This window comes from Pedobacter lithocola (assembly GCF_042650845.1).
Classification (GTDB): Bacteria; Bacteroidota; Bacteroidia; order Sphingobacteriales; family Sphingobacteriaceae; genus Pedobacter; species Pedobacter lithocola.
Window position 1 is genome coordinate 834,253 of sequence record NZ_JBHSBW010000007.1, and the last position, 15,823, is coordinate 850,075.

Below are 15,823 nucleotides of genomic sequence, written 5' to 3' on the forward strand. Positions count from 1 at the left end.
GGCTTTTGTTTGCCCTTTAAACATCCATAAACTCCCAAGCACTGTGGTAAGAATTCAATTCTTCGGCATATTTCATAAAATTGTTGTAAAAAACCGACCTCGATAAAGTACTTCCATCGCCAATAACAATCAGTTTCTTTTTTGCTCTTGTCATTGCCACATTCATTCTTCGTACATCCTGCAAAAAACCAATAACACCTTCTGTATTGCTTCTCGTTAAACTAATATATACTACATCTCGCTCCTGCCCTTGAAAACTATCAATTGTATTTACAGAAATATAATTGGCGTGATCAATTAAGTGAGGATTAGATTGCACTAATTCTTTTAATAAATGAACCTGCTGTTTGTAAGGAGATATTACTGCAATGCTTGGAAATTTTATTTGAGGTATTTGCTGGTGAATCTCATCAGTAAGACTAGCTAAATGTTTTAATAAAAAAACGCCTTCTTCAGGATTGGTTGTACTTGTTCCATCTGCCTTTTCATCAAAGCCGCAGCCAGAGGTATCAATAAACATTAATGGCTTATCATTTTTGAAAAGTATGCGGTTGGCAACAGCAGAATTTGCCATTAATTTATCATCATAAAACACCTTCGACGAGTAACCCATTATCTGAGTATTCATGCGATATTGTTCATTTAGTAAAACTACCGAATCGGGATGTAAATAAACCAATTTTTCTAACAGGGTTTCATTTAAACCCGATTTTGCCGCTTCATTTGATTTTATGGTTGGCGACAATTGAAGATGATCGCCAGCAAAAATTACTTTCTCTGCTTTCAAAATCGGTATCCAGCAGGCAGGCTCTAGCGCTTGTCCGGCTTCATCTATAACAACGGTATTATATTTTAGATTTTTAACCGTGTAATGATTAGAACCTACCAGAGTTGCGGCTATAATTTGAGCGCTATTAAATAGATTATCGATGATGTATTGCTCTGAATTTTCTATTTCGCGACCAATTTTATGTGCCTCATCAAATAATGCTTTTCTTTGGTCGCGTTCTGCTTTACCAAAACTTCGCTTGTATTTATGAGCCATGTTTTTGTAGTCGTTCGCCTGCTTTTTTAATGCCTTAATCGATTTCATTTCTGGATGCTCGGCCATCTTAAAATCAAGCGTTGCATGCATTAATCTTTCTGAAACTCGAGCAGGATTACCAACACGAATTACATTTAAACCTTCTTCTGATAATTTTTCAGTTAGTAAATCAACTGCAGTGTTGCTTGGTGCAACAACCAATATTTTTTGATTTTCTTGCGTTGAAAGTTCTTTTATCGCCTGAACCAGTGTGGTGGTTTTCCCTGTACCGGGCGGACCATGAATAATTGCCAATTGATTGGCAGACAGAATTTTATTTACAGCATTTTGCTGAGAATCATTTAACCTGTTCGAAGTATATTGATGAACATTTTTGTTGATTTCTGGATGCTCATTTGTAGTTAGTATTTTTATTAATTTATTTTTTGAATCATCTGCAGATAGTGCTATAGCTTGTTTTAAAGCATTATGCATTTCATCGTAACTATTGTTATCAAAGAGCAAATCGACTCCCAATTTTCCATCTTTCGCCCAATCTGGTAATTCATCTAAACGCAAACTAATTTTCATTTTATTGCGGTTTAAATGTGTAATTACTCCATCTATCCTATCGTTTTTAGCATCGTGATTGGAAAATAAAACCACAGAAGAACCAAAACGAAATTGTTGAGATAAATCTTGATGGGTTGTTCGTTCTACTTCGATGTTCAGGTAATCTCCCCTGCCCATTTCAGTATTTCGGATAGCAATAGGATACCAGGTTAAACCTAAAGTTCGTCTATCAGCGGCCGATGTATTTTCTGTTAACTTTAGATAAGCCTGATGATCGGCTTTACGTTCAATATTAAGTAAATCTTGAAGTTTATTAAAGTAATCTTTTATCAATGAATGGAATATTAAAATCGAGGTATTGAATAGAATTAATTTACAGCACTAATTTTTGATGTAAATTTAAAAGTGTCTCTTCGGCATTTAAACAGAAACCAGGATGAACTTTTGAGCATTGTACAACTGTACTTCTGGTAGCGGTAAGCCAACGGAAGCGAGAGGCCATATCATATTGCCCAATGGAACCTGAACCTGCAGAACCTGCGCTAATTCTTTCGAAGGCTGATAAATTATCTAGAATTTCATCTAAATCTAAATCGGAGGCGAAAGCCATTATTCGATTTTGATCTAAAGAAAATACACTTTTTAAAAACTTTTGTTTTGCGCAGAATAGAATGATGCCCACATTAATAAATTCTTCGCGTTCTACCCTTGGCATAACCCGAATCACTGCATACTCAAATAAGAATCTCTCTTGCATGCTGTGCTTCTTTTAAAAATATATCAGAGTTTGCCAATCTTATTTCTAAAAATTTGGCGTAAGCCTGGCGGTGTTCATCTTTTGTTTCGAAAACATTTTCACCTTCTAACCACGCATCTGGTATCAACGAAACGATGGCTTGAAAATGTTCTGGTTTTAATATTCTACGAAAATCTTCATTTACTTTATCTAGTTCAGCTGCTTCGGGTAACAAAACATGATCTTTAACCAATGCAAATGGACGCTTGGCTTGCTCTTCCCAATTTTGCCATGAGTGGTGGAAATATAATGCAGCGCCATGGTCAATAAGCCATAATTCTTTATGCCACAACAACATATTTGTATTACGACAAGTACGATCCATATTAGTAAGTAAACAATCTAACCAAACAATTTGCGATGCAAGTTTAGAATCTACTTTTGTTACGGTTGGGTCGAATGTAATAGCACCAGAGAGATAGTGCAATGCTAGATTTAAGCCAACACTAGCCTTTAATAAATCCTGAATTTCTTCATCTGGTTCGGTGCGGCCAAAGGCTTCATCTAAATTAGCAAATACCAATTCTGGAACCCTCAAACCTAAAATCCTTGCAATTTCACCACCAATTAGTTCGGCAATTAAAGCTCTAGAACCCTGTCCGGCACCGCGGAATTTTAGAACATATAAAAAATCATCATCGGCCTCAGCTATTGCAGGCATTGAGCCACCTTCTCGAAGTGGTGTAACATACCGCGTAACATTAACTGTTCTTAGTTGAATATCAATCATATTTATCTTTGCAAATTTAGCAGAATTATGCTAGATATTATGATACTTAATTATTAGCAACTACATTATAGATTTGCTATACATTATAATAGCTATTAAGAAAATCCATACCTAAAGAGGTAATTGAAGATGACCATTGTACTGCTTCGCGATTGATGGTGATGTAGCCGAGCGATTCAAGCTCTTCGTATTTATCGTCCATTCCGCCTAGTATGGCTGAACTAACTTGTTGATCAATAACCTCTAATAGAGATCTTATTTCTTCTCTTTCCATGGTATTTCTTTAGCAGTAAACATTTACGCATATGAAATGTTTCAAAACCGTATTCTGACAAGTGAGGTTTAAGCAGTAAAACCTTTAAATGATTTTGCGGTTGTAATAATATTCTTAAATCATTGAACTATGTCATCACCTATTTACTATTTATTTATTTTGGCTTTACCTGTTGCCTGCATTGCGTGGACAGTAACAAAAGAAGAAATTTTTAAAGAAGCGAGAGAATATTGTTTAAACAAATCGAAAATTTGCAAGCAATTATTTAAAAGAAAGTTTTATTATGTTTTTACTTGCGAATATTGCTTTAGCCACTACGTTACCATTTTATTATTGATTGTAACCAAGTTTACATTGCTGTATGCCGACTGGCGTGGTTACATTATTGCTGGCTTCTCTATAGTTTGGATAGCTAATATTTACATGAGCTTATATAGTTTGATAAGAATAGATTTAAAAAAGGAAAGATTGAGAGCAGAAATTGAAGAATTGAATTTGAAAAAATAAAGCGTTTTGAAGATGCCTAAAACTCCTAAGAATCAAAAAAAAGTAAAGATTTTTAAAAAAATTTTTCAATTACCATAAGTAAGTATATATTTGCCCTTGAGAGCGTTAATTTAGATGCGGGTATACGACGAAAGTTGTATGCCCGTTTTTTGTTTTACGACAATAATCTGGCTTCTACTACCTTTTCAAGGCATATTTTTAACCAGGGTGTAAATATTTCTGGCTCTTTTACAATCTGAATTTTCAAATCTTTCAAGCTTATATATTTATAATTCTCAACCTCTTCTTTATTTATTTTAGGAATTTCATCAGAGTTTCCAAAAAAAACATGGTCTAATTCATGTTCAATCAATCCATCTGCAAATGTTGCTTTATAAGTAAAACTAAAGGCATAAGTTAAACTGCATTTCATACCCATTTCTTCATCTAGCCGCCTGTTGGCCGCATCAAAATTATGTTCACCAAAGCGAGGGTGGCTGCAGCAAGTGTTAGTCCACAAACCACCAGAATGGTATTTACTATAAGCTCTTTGTTGCAATAGCAATTCGTTATTGGAATTGAATATAAAAACAGAAAAGGCTCTGTGAAGTAAGCCTTTTTTATGGGCTTCCAGTTTTTCCATCTGCCCTATTGGTAAGTCATTATTATCTACAAGTATTACTTGCTCGGTCATATTACGTTTTGCTACTGAATTTCTCAATAAGACAGAGATATAAAAATCGTATTTAAGAGCTTCTTCTTTTATTATATTGCATTAAGCTTATAACGAATCATTGAATCAAACATCAACCCAATTTTTCTTCTATTGGAGATTCTTATCCGCTCATTCATAATACGTTCTGCAGTTAATCCTTTAATTTTCTTAAATAGCTTTTTATAATAAATGTAAGATAAATATACACCACTTCTTGATGATGCAGGCAACATCTTAATACCAACCAAAGCTTCATCAAACTCTTGTTCTATCTCAGCCTCAATGGCTTGCTTTTGCTTATCGCAAAACTCTGCCAGGTTTACATTAGGAAAATAGCTACGATTTAAAGATTGATGATCAGCTTTTAAATCCCTTAAAAAATTTATTTTTTGAAAAGCCGAACCTAGTTTCATTGCAAATGGTTTTAAACGTTGGTATTCAGCTTCGTCACCATTCGTAAAAACCTTTAAGCACATTAAACCAACAACTTCAGCCGAACCTAAAATGTAGGTATCGTAAAGCTCTGGTGTATATTCTTGCTCATCTAAATCCATTTCCATGCTATTTAAAAACAGATGAATTAAATCATGACTTATCTGATATTCATTTACAATTTTTTGAAAAGAATTAAGTACAGGATTTAAACTGATGCCCAAGTCTATTGCTTCAAATGTATCGGTACGAAACTTATTTAAAAGATATTTTTTATCAAATTCATGGAAGCTATCTACAATTTCATCAGCAAGCCTTACAAAACCATAAATAGAATAAATTGGCATGCGAAGGCTTTTATTCAAAAAATAAATTCCAAAAGAAAAACTTGTGCTATACATTTTTGTGGTAACCTTACTGCAATCTGCCGATAGTTTATCAAATATTTCTTTCATTTTGAGGTGTCTTTAATATTATTTTCAAACTCTTCTAGAGAGTTAAATTTTCTAATGTTTGAGGAAGAGGTAATTTGATTGATGGTTTGGCCATTGCCTGCTAAATGTATGTTAATCTTTTTGCAAATCATCTGCAAGTTATCAATATAAATTTGAGCGGTTTTTAAAGGTCTTAGCTTTACCATAAAAAATAAAACATTGTGAATGTTCACATCTTCAATTACTCTTTTTACAGAACCTAAAGGTACTTTGGCTCCTAAATAGATTACTTTATGCCCGCTTGCTTTTAAAATATACTGCGCAAAAAGTAAACCTACATCGTGTTCTTCATCTTCAGGCAAAAAAAGCAGCCAGGTTTTATTTGGTACTTTCTGATTTAACTCTAAGCCATCTATAGCTGAGTATATTTTCCTTCTGATGATATTGGATAAAAAATGCTCTTGTGCCGGACAGATATCATCTTTGCGCCACATTAAACCTAATCTAACCAAGATTGGATAAATTATATTTTTGTACGTTTCCAAAATACCAAATTTACCAATGCACGAAGAAAGCAATGCTTCAAACGATGTTTCATCATAACATAAACCAAACTTAATAAGCTGGGTTACGTAATAATCAAATTTAGTTTGAGGGGAAACTGTTTGTAATTCTTTGTCTAGGAGTAGTTCAACATCTTGCTCGGAAAGACTACAAATTTTCGAAATCTTTAACCCTGATTGATTAAGACTAACAATATTTAACAACTTAACCAGTTGTGTATCATCATACAAACGGGTATTTCCATCAGTCCTCATTGGCTTTAAAGCGCTGTATCGCTGCTCCCAAATTCTTATGGTGTGAGATTGAATACCTGATAGCTGTTCGAGGTCTGAAATGGAGTAATTCATTTTGTTTAAATATATTAATAAAAATTTAAACAAGAAGATATTTAAATAGTTTTTTTAAGTTTATAAACTCAGCCAGTATCTTATAATAGAAATGAATGTTTAAAACACTAAAATGTACAAGCTTAATTACAGGTTTTAGCACTTTTAGTTGTAAATAAATAAACATAAAAATCTAAATTTTTCACACGAACGCGTAACAAACCTACATCAACATGGTCAAAACCTGTACGTAAACGTTATTTTTTTTAGTTTGAATTTGTTGACCTAATTTTGCAGTCGTTTTAGCCGCTACCAAATATGAAATTGAAGTGTATAGTAATTGATGATGAAATCCATGCGATTAACGGTATAAAATCATATATAACTTCACTAAGCAGTTTGCAATTGGTAGAAATTTACACCGACCCATTGCAGGCACTAACAGAAATCGGTTCGGGCGCAAACGTTGATATTATTTTTATGGATGTTGATATGCCAATGATATCTGGTATTGAACTTTCTAAAGCACTTCGGCACAAAACCGATAAATTAATATTTACAACATCGCATAGTAAATATGCCTATGAGGCTTTCGAAATATATGCCAATGCTTTTTTATTAAAGCCTTACACATTAGCACGCTTTGTAGAAACCATTAATCGTTTATATCCACAGGTAAAAAATATTTCTAATAATACCATAAAAATAGAAGAAGATTATTTTTTTATCAGAAATAAAAACGATAATAATAATCTTATCAAAGTACGTAATGAGAACATTATCGCTATAGAGAGTTTACAAAATTATGTACGTATTTACACAGTTGATGAAATTATTGTTTCATACATCGGTTTATCAGAGATTAAAGAAATTTTAAAGGAAAATTCAAATTTTGCCCAAGCACACCGTTCTTTTATTATATCTAAAAATCATATAGAAAAAGTTGAAGGTAATGCTTTAAAAATGACGAATAATTTGATTGTGAACCTTGGCAATAACTATCGAGATGAGGTACAAAGCTTTATAAAAGAAAAAACAATTAAAACTGGTCGCTCTTAAAATATTACAACTTCTACGCTCTAAATGAAATCTTTTACAAATAGTAATGCTCTCCATAAAAATAAAATTTTGCAGTGGTTTATCGCTAATAAATACCATTTTATAGGTTGGGCCGCTTTTCTATTTTATGAAATTGTTATTGTAGGTTTTTATACAGGAAAGTTTGGGGCTTTAGGCACCTACATTTTCCATTATTTTATAAACATTTCTATTTTTTATATCCACTCGGTTTACGTGTTAAGGTATGGATTTAAAAATCCGAGACAAATAATTTGGAGGATACCATTATTTCTAATCCTGGAAGTTAGTGCTTACCTGCTTATCATCTACGCTGCTTATGTTTATGTAAATCAATATACGCACATCATTACCAGTAATCAGCCTGTTATTAACTTACAATTTTTTTTAGGTGGATTATTTAGATCGGTATATTTTATAATATTTGGTACAGGATATTATTTTTTAGTAACCTTTATTAAAGAACGAAAAAAAACAGAAAGTTTAGAAAAACAACGTTTAAACAATATTATTCAACTTGCTAAATCAGAAAATGCATATTTAAGGGCGCAAATTCAGCCGCATTTACTTTTTAATACTTTAGATTTTATTTATCAAAACGCTAGAGATAATTCGCCAGTTGCTGCAGAAACTATAATTGCACTTTCTGGCATGATGCGTTACGCGGTTGACAGTAAACATAAAGAAGAATTTATTGAATTGGGCGATGAAATTGACCAGGTAGAAAATTTAATAAACCTGCATCAATTAATGGCAAACCATACTTTGCAGCTTAGATTTTGGTATGATGATGAAATAAGACAAGAACGAATTATACCTATGGTTTTAATAACCCTGGTAGAAAACATTTTTAAACATGGCGATTTGACAAAACCCGCAGAAATTACATTGTTGATTAATGAAATTAATATTGTTTTTGAAACAAAAAATGCAATAAGGAAATTAAACTCCTCAATAAAAAGAAATGGTACCGGGATAGATAATATTCATAAAAGATTGAAATATACTTATGGTAGCAAGGCAACCTTAAAATACTATTTTGATGATAATGAGCACTTTAATATTAAAATTACGATTGAAAAGTAGATTTTTAAGCAAGATATTAACTAAATTAGATCCAATTCACCACTTCGTACGTAAATTTTAGAAAGTTTTAACTTTAAGAAAAACTTCATTTCCGTTTTAATAACTTAATTACTAATAAATTTAAATACATCACTAACCCTATAATACATGCCAATTAATTGTATAGCAATAGATGACGATCTGAATTCATTGGAGAATTTAAAGTTTTACTTAAAAGGCCTTCCTGATCTGCAATTGGTTAAGAGTTTTACGAACCCAGTTAAAGCACTAAACGAAATTACTGATATAGAAAGTGTTGATATTATTTTTATGGATATCGAAATGCCGGCGCTGTCTGGTATTGAATTGGCAGCAATGGTTAGGCAAAAAACAAAGCATTTAATATTTACCACCGCACATACAAAATATGCTATTGATGCATTTGGCGTTAATGCCGATGCCTATTTGCTGAAACCATATTCTATGGTTCATTTTACAGAAACCATTAGCAAGCTTTACCCGAATGACAGCCTAAACGCACATGAAATTGAGGACGAATTCTTCTTGATTCCTATTAAAGATACGCCAGATGATTTTGTGAAAATAGAATTTATTGATTTGGTAGCGTTCGAGGAAATAAATGATATCGTTTACTTCAGAACAATTAAAAAGAATTACGTAAGTTTTAAACTAAATTTTGTTAAAGTTTTAAGCATGCTTAAAAGACATCCGGCTTTTATTCAAGTAAATTCATCAGCCATTATTTCAAAATTACATATCAAAAGTTTTCTTGGCAACCAAATTGTGTTAACAGGTGGCTTATCTATTCCTTTAACTAATAAATATAACGAGGCATTTATTTTATACTTAAAGGAAAATCTTTTCCAAGATAATTTAATTAACGATAATTAATACAATAAAGGCTTTAGTGAACATTCACCAAAGCCTTTAAATCTTGCTATTTAGCTTCAACTGTTATATCACTTACAACCAGTTTGTTTTTAGATTCTCCGTTTGCCTTAAAAACAATAAAAACGTCGTGAAACTTCTTATCTATTACAAATTCTTTTATTGCAATAGATTTGGTTCCATTTGAATTGCCTAACAATTTGCCATCTATTTTATCCAACCTTAATTCTACCATGTAGTCGTTGTTTGAGTATGGGATTAGATTCATCGATTTAACATCTGTTAAATCAATAGATGCTAGCTTTAACCAACTTGAACTTTTAGTTAATTCAAACGCATTATTTGATTTACGGATAAATCCTGAAAATTCTTTTATATCTATTGAGCTAATGGTATTCCCTATCAAATTATAGGTATTTGTAGTGGTTAAAGGCTTCAAACCTTTTGCTCCCAAATCAGTATAACTGGCTTTTAAAGTAAATACTGGTTTATCCTTATTGATATTTTGTGGTGGTGTTATCGTACCCGTGGTTGGTAAAGACGCAGCGGCGGTTCCTTTTGCAGATAGACTTAAAACCCATTCTACGATTTGCTTCACTTCCGATTCTTTCATGGATGGATGTGCCGGCATTGGAACCTCTCCCCAAACACCACTGCTACCCTTAATTATTTTAGATGCTAAGTAATCAATTGCTTTTGAGTCTTGTTGATATTTACTAGAAATCTTATCAAATGCTGGTCCGATGGAAGCTGATGAAACTTTATGGCAGGTACTACAATCTGATTTTGCCATTAATGATTTCCCTACCATAGTTTGTGCTGCTTGCTGATGCCCGAGTTGAGCTCCAGCCAAATCACTTCCTTCTGTGTAGGCACTAGAAATATAAATCCGTTCTTTATTTACAACCGCTCCCTTATCTGTTACCAAAACCTTATAAGTAATTTCCTTGCCAGGGAAATAAAATGATTTGTTGCCATTTAGAACAACATCTACTTTCGGATGCTCATTGCCTGCAAAAACGGATATAACCTGGCTTTTTGATGATGCCTTTTCGCTATCTATAACCTGAACGCTAATAGGAAACTCTCCTATTTTTGTAAAAGTGTGCTGTATTTCTGGCACTGTAGTTGTTTTCTTTAAACCACCACCTAAATTCCAAATGTAAGTTAGTTTTCCTCCGTCGGCATCAGTTGCTTTAACTTTGGCAATCATTTTATATGGAAGTAATCCGCTGGGCTTATCTATTTGTAAATTTGAAACTACTGGTGGTCTGTTGCCTTTTAAATAATCGATTCTTACAATTCCGGCATCAGGATTTTTGGAGAACCAACCTTTTCCATATTCTAAAATGTAAATTTTACCATCCGAACCAAGTTCCATATCAATTGGAGCAGCTAGTGGAATATTTGCCATGAACGGCTCCATACTTAAATAATCTCCATTCGCGGCCATGGTAACAGCTTTTACCCAACCTCGAACCCACTCATAAATAATTAACTTACCATTGTAGTATGCTGGATAAGGTGATGCATTTGCTGAAGTGTATAAAACAGGACCAGCCATCGCGGTTCTTCCACCCGAGCCAACCTGAGGAAATTCTTTCGAATCGCCATAAGGGTACCAAATAAAAGCAGGTTGTGCAGCCGGAACGATTCCTAAACCGGTATTATTAGGCGAATTGTTGACAGCACCAGCAGCATCAAAAGCTGGTCCGTTGGTTCCATTTGTAAAATCATAAGCTTTGTATGGGTAGTTATTGCCTATAAAATACGGCCATCCAAAATTACCTGCTGCTCTGGCTTGGTTTACCTCATCATAACCTCTCGGTCCTCGCAGTTCATCATCATTTGATGCATCTGGTCCAACCTCACCCCAATACAAAAACCCGGTTTTCTTATCAACTGATATTCGGTATGGATTTCTATTACCCATAACGTATATTTCAGGCTTGGTTTTATCAGTTCCTTTTGGAAACAAATTGCTATTTGGAATGGTATAAGTTCCGTCTTCCTGTACTTTAATACGAAGCACTTTGCCCCTTAAATCATTAGTATTACCAGCTGATCTTCTCGAGTCGTACTGTTCTAAACCAGCACGATTATCTAACGGAGCATATCCTTTATTTACAAATTGTTGTTTCGGTACATCAAATGGTGTAGAATTATCACCGGTTGAAATGTATAAAAGTCTATCCGGACCAAAAGCAAGCGAACCACCAGTATGGCAGCATATTTCGCGTTGTGAGTAAAATTCTAGAATAATTTTTTCGGATGACATGCTTAGCATATCATTTACCATTTTAAATCTCGACAATCGATTTACAGATTTTCCAGTTGGGCTATAAAATAGATACACGTATTGATTGGAAGCATATTGAGGGTCGATTGTTAAACCCAATAAACCTTCTTCTGCGTTAACATCGGCAAGGCTGGTTTTAGAGTAAACATCTAGCTTAGCAACCTGAACCAGTTTTTTGGTTTGGTTTTTATAAAGCATCAACTCTCCTCTCCTTTGCGCAACCAAAATATCAAGATTTGGCAATACAGACATTTCGGTAGGCTCTGTAAATTCTCCCTGAACTAAATTTACTTTCACAAACCGATCTTGGTCTGGTGTATCTATTTTTAAAATCTTATCGCTATTTAAACTTAATTTATTCGGGTAAATTAAATTCTTATTAAATAATATTGAAGATAAAAATAATGTGAATGCAATGCCTGAAAGCAATATTGTAAAAACAGTTTTCATTGGTTTTGGTTAGGGCTATTTAATTTATAAATATAACCGATTGTTTTATAAAGCATAAACAACAACCAATTATTTAAGGTAATATTATTGTTGATGTTAAACACTCATTTTTTAACAGGAGATTAACAGTATTTCAATTGCTGCTTGCTTATATTTGACACTAAATCATTCCATAATGAAAAAAATATTCTTAATTATCTGCCTTGCCAGCATGAGCTATCTTGCTAAAAGTCAAACTTTAGTTTTGGCTAAAGATGTATCTCAATATGTTGGTAAAAATGTTACCGTGTGCGATTCTGTATATAGCACTAAAGCTCTGGAAAAATTAACCTTAATAAACTTGGGCGGAACTTATCCAAAAGAACTTCTAACAGTTGTTGTAAATAAAGCTGATGTAATTAAATTTTCCTCTGAGCCTGCAAGTATGTTTTTAGGCAATAAGTTGTGCGTTACAGGTACCGTAACAGAATACAAAGGTAAATTTCAAATTGTGGTTACAGAGCCGAAACAAATAGTTTTAAAATAACTTTGTTGCAATTTCATTAGAATCATTTTAACCCTTCCTTCTAGAGGAAGGGCGAAATGATGAGCGTGATAGATGTAAGGGTCTTGCTATTTTATTAGTTATTGGGTAATGTATTATTAATTTGTTTGCTTAAGCAGCCGACAAGGAGGTAGCCTTGCCGACTGTTTGAGCGTTGATTTCCTATAATCTGATTCGAAGATTGCAAATGAATTGAAAAACTCCTAATTGCTTATACATAAGGTTTAAAATCCGTGATGGAAAGGTTTATTTCCGTGATAAAGGATTATCCCATTAGATAATTTAATTTATTATATATCTTGGCAGTCTTTAACCAAACCAACACGCCGCCACATTATGAGCAATTCTTATCAAGTTAATTTGAAATTAATTTTTACAGTAATACTATTTCTTTTAATAGTTTCAGGCTTTTCAAAGCATAATGCACAAACAAAACTAAATGTGGCAGTGGCTGGTTTAAGTCACGATCATGTTTTTTCTATAATGAACAGTTATGAAAAGAACGAAGTAAATATCATTGGCATTGCAGAGAGTAATCCTGAATTAATTGAGCGATTTAAAAAGAGATATCAACTTGTAGATAGTTTATTTTTCCCAGATATTGTTTCGCTACTCAAAAAGCGCAAGCCAGATGCAGTTTTAGCATACAATCCGATAAGCGAACACCTTTCAATTGTTGAAGCAGCTGCACCGCTTGGAATTTCTGTAATGGTAGAAAAACCTTTAGCTGTAACAGTTAAACAAGCCGAAAGAATGGCACAACTAGCCCGTAAATATAAAATTCATCTATTAACAAATTATGAAACAACTTGGTATCGTAGCAATCAAGAGGCGTATTTAAATATAAAAAATCAGAATCTTATTGGTGATGTACGAAAAATGATTGTACACGACGGGCACGAAGGACCAAAGGAAATTGGTGTTAGTAAAGAATTCTTGGAATGGTTAACCGATCCGGAAAAAAATGGTGCAGGTGCTTTAGCAGATTTTGGTTGTTATGGCGCTAATTTAATGACTTGGATTATGGATGGTAAAGCACCAATTTCTGTTTCTGCAATTACCCATCAAATAAAACCTAATGTTTATCCTAAGGTAGATGACGACGCAACAATTTTACTTGAATATCCTGACGCAACCGGAATAATCGAAGCTTCCTGGAACTGGCCTTTCAGTATTAAAGACATGGAAGTATTTGGTAAAACTGGTTATATTCAGGCAATTAACGACCAGAATTTGCGCCTTAAAGAAAATGGAAAATCAGATTATAAAACTTATAAAGCTAAAACACTCGCTGCTCCGTACGCTAATAGCTTAAGTTATTTAGCTGCTGTTTTAAGAAATGAAATACAACCAGTAAACGACTTATCTTCATTAGAGAACAATTTAATAGTGGTTAAAATTTTGGAAGCGGCAAAAATTTCTTCTAAAACAGGCAAAAAAGTCTTAATAAAGTAATGTTTTATAAGGTAGATTTATTGCTTTAAGCAGGTTTTTTATAGTTTTGGTATTTCTTATTCATTGCATACCAGAATGACCAAAAATTACCGATTATTATCCATAATCCTATTTATACTTTTAGCCAGTTTTATAACACTTAGTATTTTTATTGCAAAGCATCCTATTCTTGCATTAGATGTTGATGTTTCATTATTTGTACAAAAATTTCATTCAGAATGGTTGGATAAGCTTATGTTGGGGGTAAGTTTTTTTGGAGAGTTAACATGGTCATTGATATCAGTTGTAATGGTTGCTACCATTTTCTATCTGAACAAATTCAAACGCGAAGCCTACTTTATTACATTAATACTGCTTTCTGGGTTAATAATATTGGGCATAAAAAACCTAATTAACCGCCCAAGGCCAACAGCCTTTTATGTCCGACTGGTAGAAGTGAATAGATTTCAAAGTTACCCAAGCGGTCATGTTTTATCTTATGTATTGTTTTTTGGTTTTTTAATTATTCTAATGAGAAATTTGAAAACTGTATCTCCGGTTTGGAGAAGGGTAATAACCTGCACATCTTTTTTTCTCTTGATAATGATTGCCCCATCAAGAATTTATCTTGGTGCACATTGGTTTACAGATACCGTTGGAGGATTTTTATTAGGAATTATTTGCCTTTTCCCGCTGTGCTATTTTTATTTTAAGAAAAGTGTTGTTTCGGATTTGCCTGCAGCAGAACCAAAATAGTTTGTTTAGTTTATCACTTTATTAAGCAAAACATACCATCGTATTTATTTTAGAACAACGATTGTTTATTAGCCTAAAAATAGTGTACACGTATAAATTACCAGTCGGGTTCAACTACTGATTCTACCAGGTATTTATACCCCTTTTATATCCTACCAAATTAATAGAATTTTTTAAAATAATTGCTTTGGTTCCAGTGGGGGCTATTTTCAGACTCCAAGTAGTTTTTGTCTATGCCAATTTTTGGCCGATGATGGTACATGTTTTGATGAAAATCATTTAACATCCTAATCCTAAAACTATGACAACATTTGAATTTAATCACCTGGTAAATGCACACTCAGTATCGTTGAAATCTCATGCATTAAAATTTACAAATGATATAGAAGATGCGAATGATTTAGTACAAGATACGCTAGTTAAAGCAATTAGATTTTATGAAAACTTTCAAGAAGGCACTAATATTAAAGGTTGGCTTTTTGTTATAATGAGAAATACTTTCATAAATAACTACCGCAAACTTGCAAAAACAAGAACTTTAATAACGCAAACCGACGAGATTTCATCAGTTAATTTGGTTCACAGCTCGACCAGAAATCATGCTGAAGGTAAATTTGTAATTGGAGATATTAGTAAAGCCTTAGCCAGTTTACCAGAAGCTTATCACACACCATTCATCCGCTATTTTGAAGGCTATAAGTACCATGAAATTGCAGATATGCTACAAATTCCATTAGGTACAGTAAAAACAAGAATTTTCGTTGCTAGAGAAATGCTTAAAAAATATCTTAAAACCTACGCTAAAGATACTCATGGAGAACAAATCTTAGGTTTAAAAAAACAATAAGATAAATATCTTTTTAATTAATTTTTTTGGGGTTTGAACAATGTGTTAATACAATAATACATTGTTTAGACCCTTTTTTTTATTCTGT

The 15,823-nt window shown here is 33.1% G+C and carries 16 protein-coding genes; 8 read left to right on the forward strand and 8 right to left on the reverse strand.

What is annotated here, in order from left to right; translation table 11 throughout:
* Nucleotides 1-16: 16 nt before the first annotated feature.
* The 4 genes from ACFOWA_RS05955 to ACFOWA_RS05970 form a co-directional block, all read right to left on the reverse strand.
* Nucleotides 17-1,930, reverse strand: coding sequence for an AAA domain-containing protein (locus ACFOWA_RS05955; RefSeq protein ID WP_378982772.1), 1,914 nt, complete (start codon nt 1,928-1,930; stop codon nt 17-19).
* Between the two features lie 40 nt (nt 1,931-1,970).
* Nucleotides 1,971-2,354, reverse strand: a complete 384-nt coding sequence (locus ACFOWA_RS05960; RefSeq protein ID WP_378982775.1) for a DUF3037 domain-containing protein — start codon at nt 2,352-2,354, stop codon at nt 1,971-1,973.
* Nucleotides 2,332-3,123, reverse strand: a complete 792-nt coding sequence (locus ACFOWA_RS05965; protein WP_378982777.1) for a HipA family kinase — start codon at nt 3,121-3,123, stop codon at nt 2,332-2,334. The genes ACFOWA_RS05960 and ACFOWA_RS05965 overlap by 23 nt, the downstream gene beginning before the upstream one ends.
* A gap of 76 nt (nt 3,124-3,199) precedes the next feature.
* Nucleotides 3,200-3,397, reverse strand: a complete 198-nt coding sequence (locus ACFOWA_RS05970; RefSeq protein ID WP_378982779.1) for a hypothetical protein — start codon at nt 3,395-3,397, stop codon at nt 3,200-3,202.
* Nucleotides 3,398-3,526: 129 nt separating this feature from the next.
* Here ACFOWA_RS05970 and ACFOWA_RS05975 point away from each other — a divergent pair, with 129 nt between their 5' ends.
* Nucleotides 3,527-3,904, forward strand: a complete 378-nt coding sequence (locus tag ACFOWA_RS05975) for a hypothetical protein (protein WP_378982781.1) — start codon at nt 3,527-3,529, stop codon at nt 3,902-3,904.
* 154 nt (nt 3,905-4,058) lie between these two features.
* Here the strand turns inward: ACFOWA_RS05975 and idi are convergent, their stop codons facing one another.
* The 3 genes from idi to ACFOWA_RS05990 form a co-directional block, all read right to left on the reverse strand.
* The gene (gene idi, locus ACFOWA_RS05980) at nt 4,059-4,577 is read right to left on the reverse strand and encodes an isopentenyl-diphosphate Delta-isomerase (RefSeq protein ID WP_378982784.1); all 519 of its coding nucleotides are present in this window, start codon (nt 4,575-4,577) and stop codon (nt 4,059-4,061) included.
* Nucleotides 4,578-4,648: 71 nt separating this feature from the next.
* Nucleotides 4,649-5,485, reverse strand: coding sequence for a phytoene/squalene synthase family protein (locus tag ACFOWA_RS05985; protein ID WP_378982787.1), 837 nt, complete (start codon nt 5,483-5,485; stop codon nt 4,649-4,651).
* Nucleotides 5,482-6,375, reverse strand: coding sequence for a MerR family transcriptional regulator (locus ACFOWA_RS05990; RefSeq protein WP_378982790.1), 894 nt, complete (start codon nt 6,373-6,375; stop codon nt 5,482-5,484). Before ACFOWA_RS05990 ends, ACFOWA_RS05985 begins: the two co-directional genes overlap by 4 nt.
* A 297-nt stretch (nt 6,376-6,672) precedes the next feature.
* On the opposite strand from ACFOWA_RS05990, the gene ACFOWA_RS05995 reads away from it, so the two are divergent.
* The 3 genes from ACFOWA_RS05995 to ACFOWA_RS06005 all read left to right on the forward strand — a co-directional run bounded on the left by ACFOWA_RS05995 (nt 6,673) and on the right by ACFOWA_RS06005 (nt 9,408).
* Complete coding sequence (locus ACFOWA_RS05995) at nt 6,673-7,413, forward strand: LytR/AlgR family response regulator transcription factor (RefSeq protein WP_378982792.1); 741 nt, start codon at nt 6,673-6,675, stop codon at nt 7,411-7,413.
* 69 nt (nt 7,414-7,482) lie between these two features.
* The gene (locus ACFOWA_RS06000; RefSeq protein ID WP_378982795.1) at nt 7,483-8,517 is read left to right on the forward strand and encodes a sensor histidine kinase; all 1,035 of its coding nucleotides are present in this window, start codon (nt 7,483-7,485) and stop codon (nt 8,515-8,517) included.
* Between the two features lie 147 nt (nt 8,518-8,664).
* On the forward strand, nt 8,665-9,408 hold the full coding sequence (locus ACFOWA_RS06005) for a LytR/AlgR family response regulator transcription factor (protein ID WP_378982797.1): 744 nt from the start codon (nt 8,665-8,667) through the stop codon (nt 9,406-9,408).
* 46 nt (nt 9,409-9,454) lie between these two features.
* On the opposite strand, the gene ACFOWA_RS06010 is transcribed toward ACFOWA_RS06005, so the two are convergent.
* Entirely contained in the window at nt 9,455-12,154 is a 2,700-nt protein-coding gene (locus ACFOWA_RS06010; RefSeq protein WP_378982799.1) for a PQQ-dependent sugar dehydrogenase, read from the reverse strand.
* 175 nt (nt 12,155-12,329) lie between these two features.
* On the opposite strand from ACFOWA_RS06010, the gene ACFOWA_RS06015 reads away from it, so the two are divergent.
* The 4 genes from ACFOWA_RS06015 (at nt 12,330) to ACFOWA_RS06030 (ending at nt 15,735) form a co-directional block, all read left to right on the forward strand.
* Nucleotides 12,330-12,680, forward strand: a complete 351-nt coding sequence (locus tag ACFOWA_RS06015; RefSeq protein WP_378982801.1) for a hypothetical protein — start codon at nt 12,330-12,332, stop codon at nt 12,678-12,680.
* Between the two features lie 354 nt (nt 12,681-13,034).
* Nucleotides 13,035-14,153 (forward strand): Gfo/Idh/MocA family protein, encoded by a 1,119-nt coding sequence (locus ACFOWA_RS06020; protein ID WP_378982803.1) that lies wholly within the window; start codon nt 13,035-13,037, stop codon nt 14,151-14,153.
* Between the two features lie 75 nt (nt 14,154-14,228).
* A complete protein-coding gene (locus ACFOWA_RS06025; protein ID WP_378982805.1) occupies nt 14,229-14,888 on the forward strand; it encodes a phosphatase PAP2 family protein in 660 nt (219 codons plus the stop codon).
* A 301-nt stretch (nt 14,889-15,189) separates the two neighbouring features.
* Nucleotides 15,190-15,735, forward strand: a complete 546-nt coding sequence (locus ACFOWA_RS06030; RefSeq protein ID WP_378982807.1) for an RNA polymerase sigma factor — start codon at nt 15,190-15,192, stop codon at nt 15,733-15,735.
* The last annotated feature ends 88 nt before the right edge of the window (nt 15,736-15,823 follow it).

Bases quoted from the DNA above. Each gene is read 5' to 3' on its own strand.
- ACFOWA_RS05960 (WP_378982775.1), bottom strand. From the start codon at position 2,354: ATGCAAGAGAGATTCTTATTTGAGTATGCAGTGATTCGGGTTATGCCA.
- ACFOWA_RS05965 (WP_378982777.1), bottom strand. From the start codon at position 3,123: ATGATTGATATTCAACTAAGAACAGTTAATGTTACGCGGTATGTTACA.
- ACFOWA_RS05970 (WP_378982779.1), bottom strand. From the start codon at position 3,397: ATGGAAAGAGAAGAAATAAGATCTCTATTAGAGGTTATTGATCAACAA.
- ACFOWA_RS05975 (WP_378982781.1), top strand. From the start codon at position 3,527: ATGTCATCACCTATTTACTATTTATTTATTTTGGCTTTACCTGTTGCC.
- idi (WP_378982784.1), bottom strand. From the start codon at position 4,577: ATGACCGAGCAAGTAATACTTGTAGATAATAATGACTTACCAATAGGG.
- ACFOWA_RS05985 (WP_378982787.1), bottom strand. From the start codon at position 5,485: ATGAAAGAAATATTTGATAAACTATCGGCAGATTGCAGTAAGGTTACC.
- ACFOWA_RS05990 (WP_378982790.1), bottom strand. From the start codon at position 6,375: ATGAATTACTCCATTTCAGACCTCGAACAGCTATCAGGTATTCAATCT.
- ACFOWA_RS05995 (WP_378982792.1), top strand. From the start codon at position 6,673: ATGAAATTGAAGTGTATAGTAATTGATGATGAAATCCATGCGATTAAC.
- ACFOWA_RS06005 (WP_378982797.1), top strand. From the start codon at position 8,665: ATGCCAATTAATTGTATAGCAATAGATGACGATCTGAATTCATTGGAG.
- ACFOWA_RS06010 (WP_378982799.1), bottom strand. From the start codon at position 12,154: ATGAAAACTGTTTTTACAATATTGCTTTCAGGCATTGCATTCACATTA.
- ACFOWA_RS06015 (WP_378982801.1), top strand. From the start codon at position 12,330: ATGAAAAAAATATTCTTAATTATCTGCCTTGCCAGCATGAGCTATCTT.
- ACFOWA_RS06020 (WP_378982803.1), top strand. From the start codon at position 13,035: ATGAGCAATTCTTATCAAGTTAATTTGAAATTAATTTTTACAGTAATA.
- ACFOWA_RS06025 (WP_378982805.1), top strand. From the start codon at position 14,229: ATGACCAAAAATTACCGATTATTATCCATAATCCTATTTATACTTTTA.
- ACFOWA_RS06030 (WP_378982807.1), top strand. From the start codon at position 15,190: ATGACAACATTTGAATTTAATCACCTGGTAAATGCACACTCAGTATCG.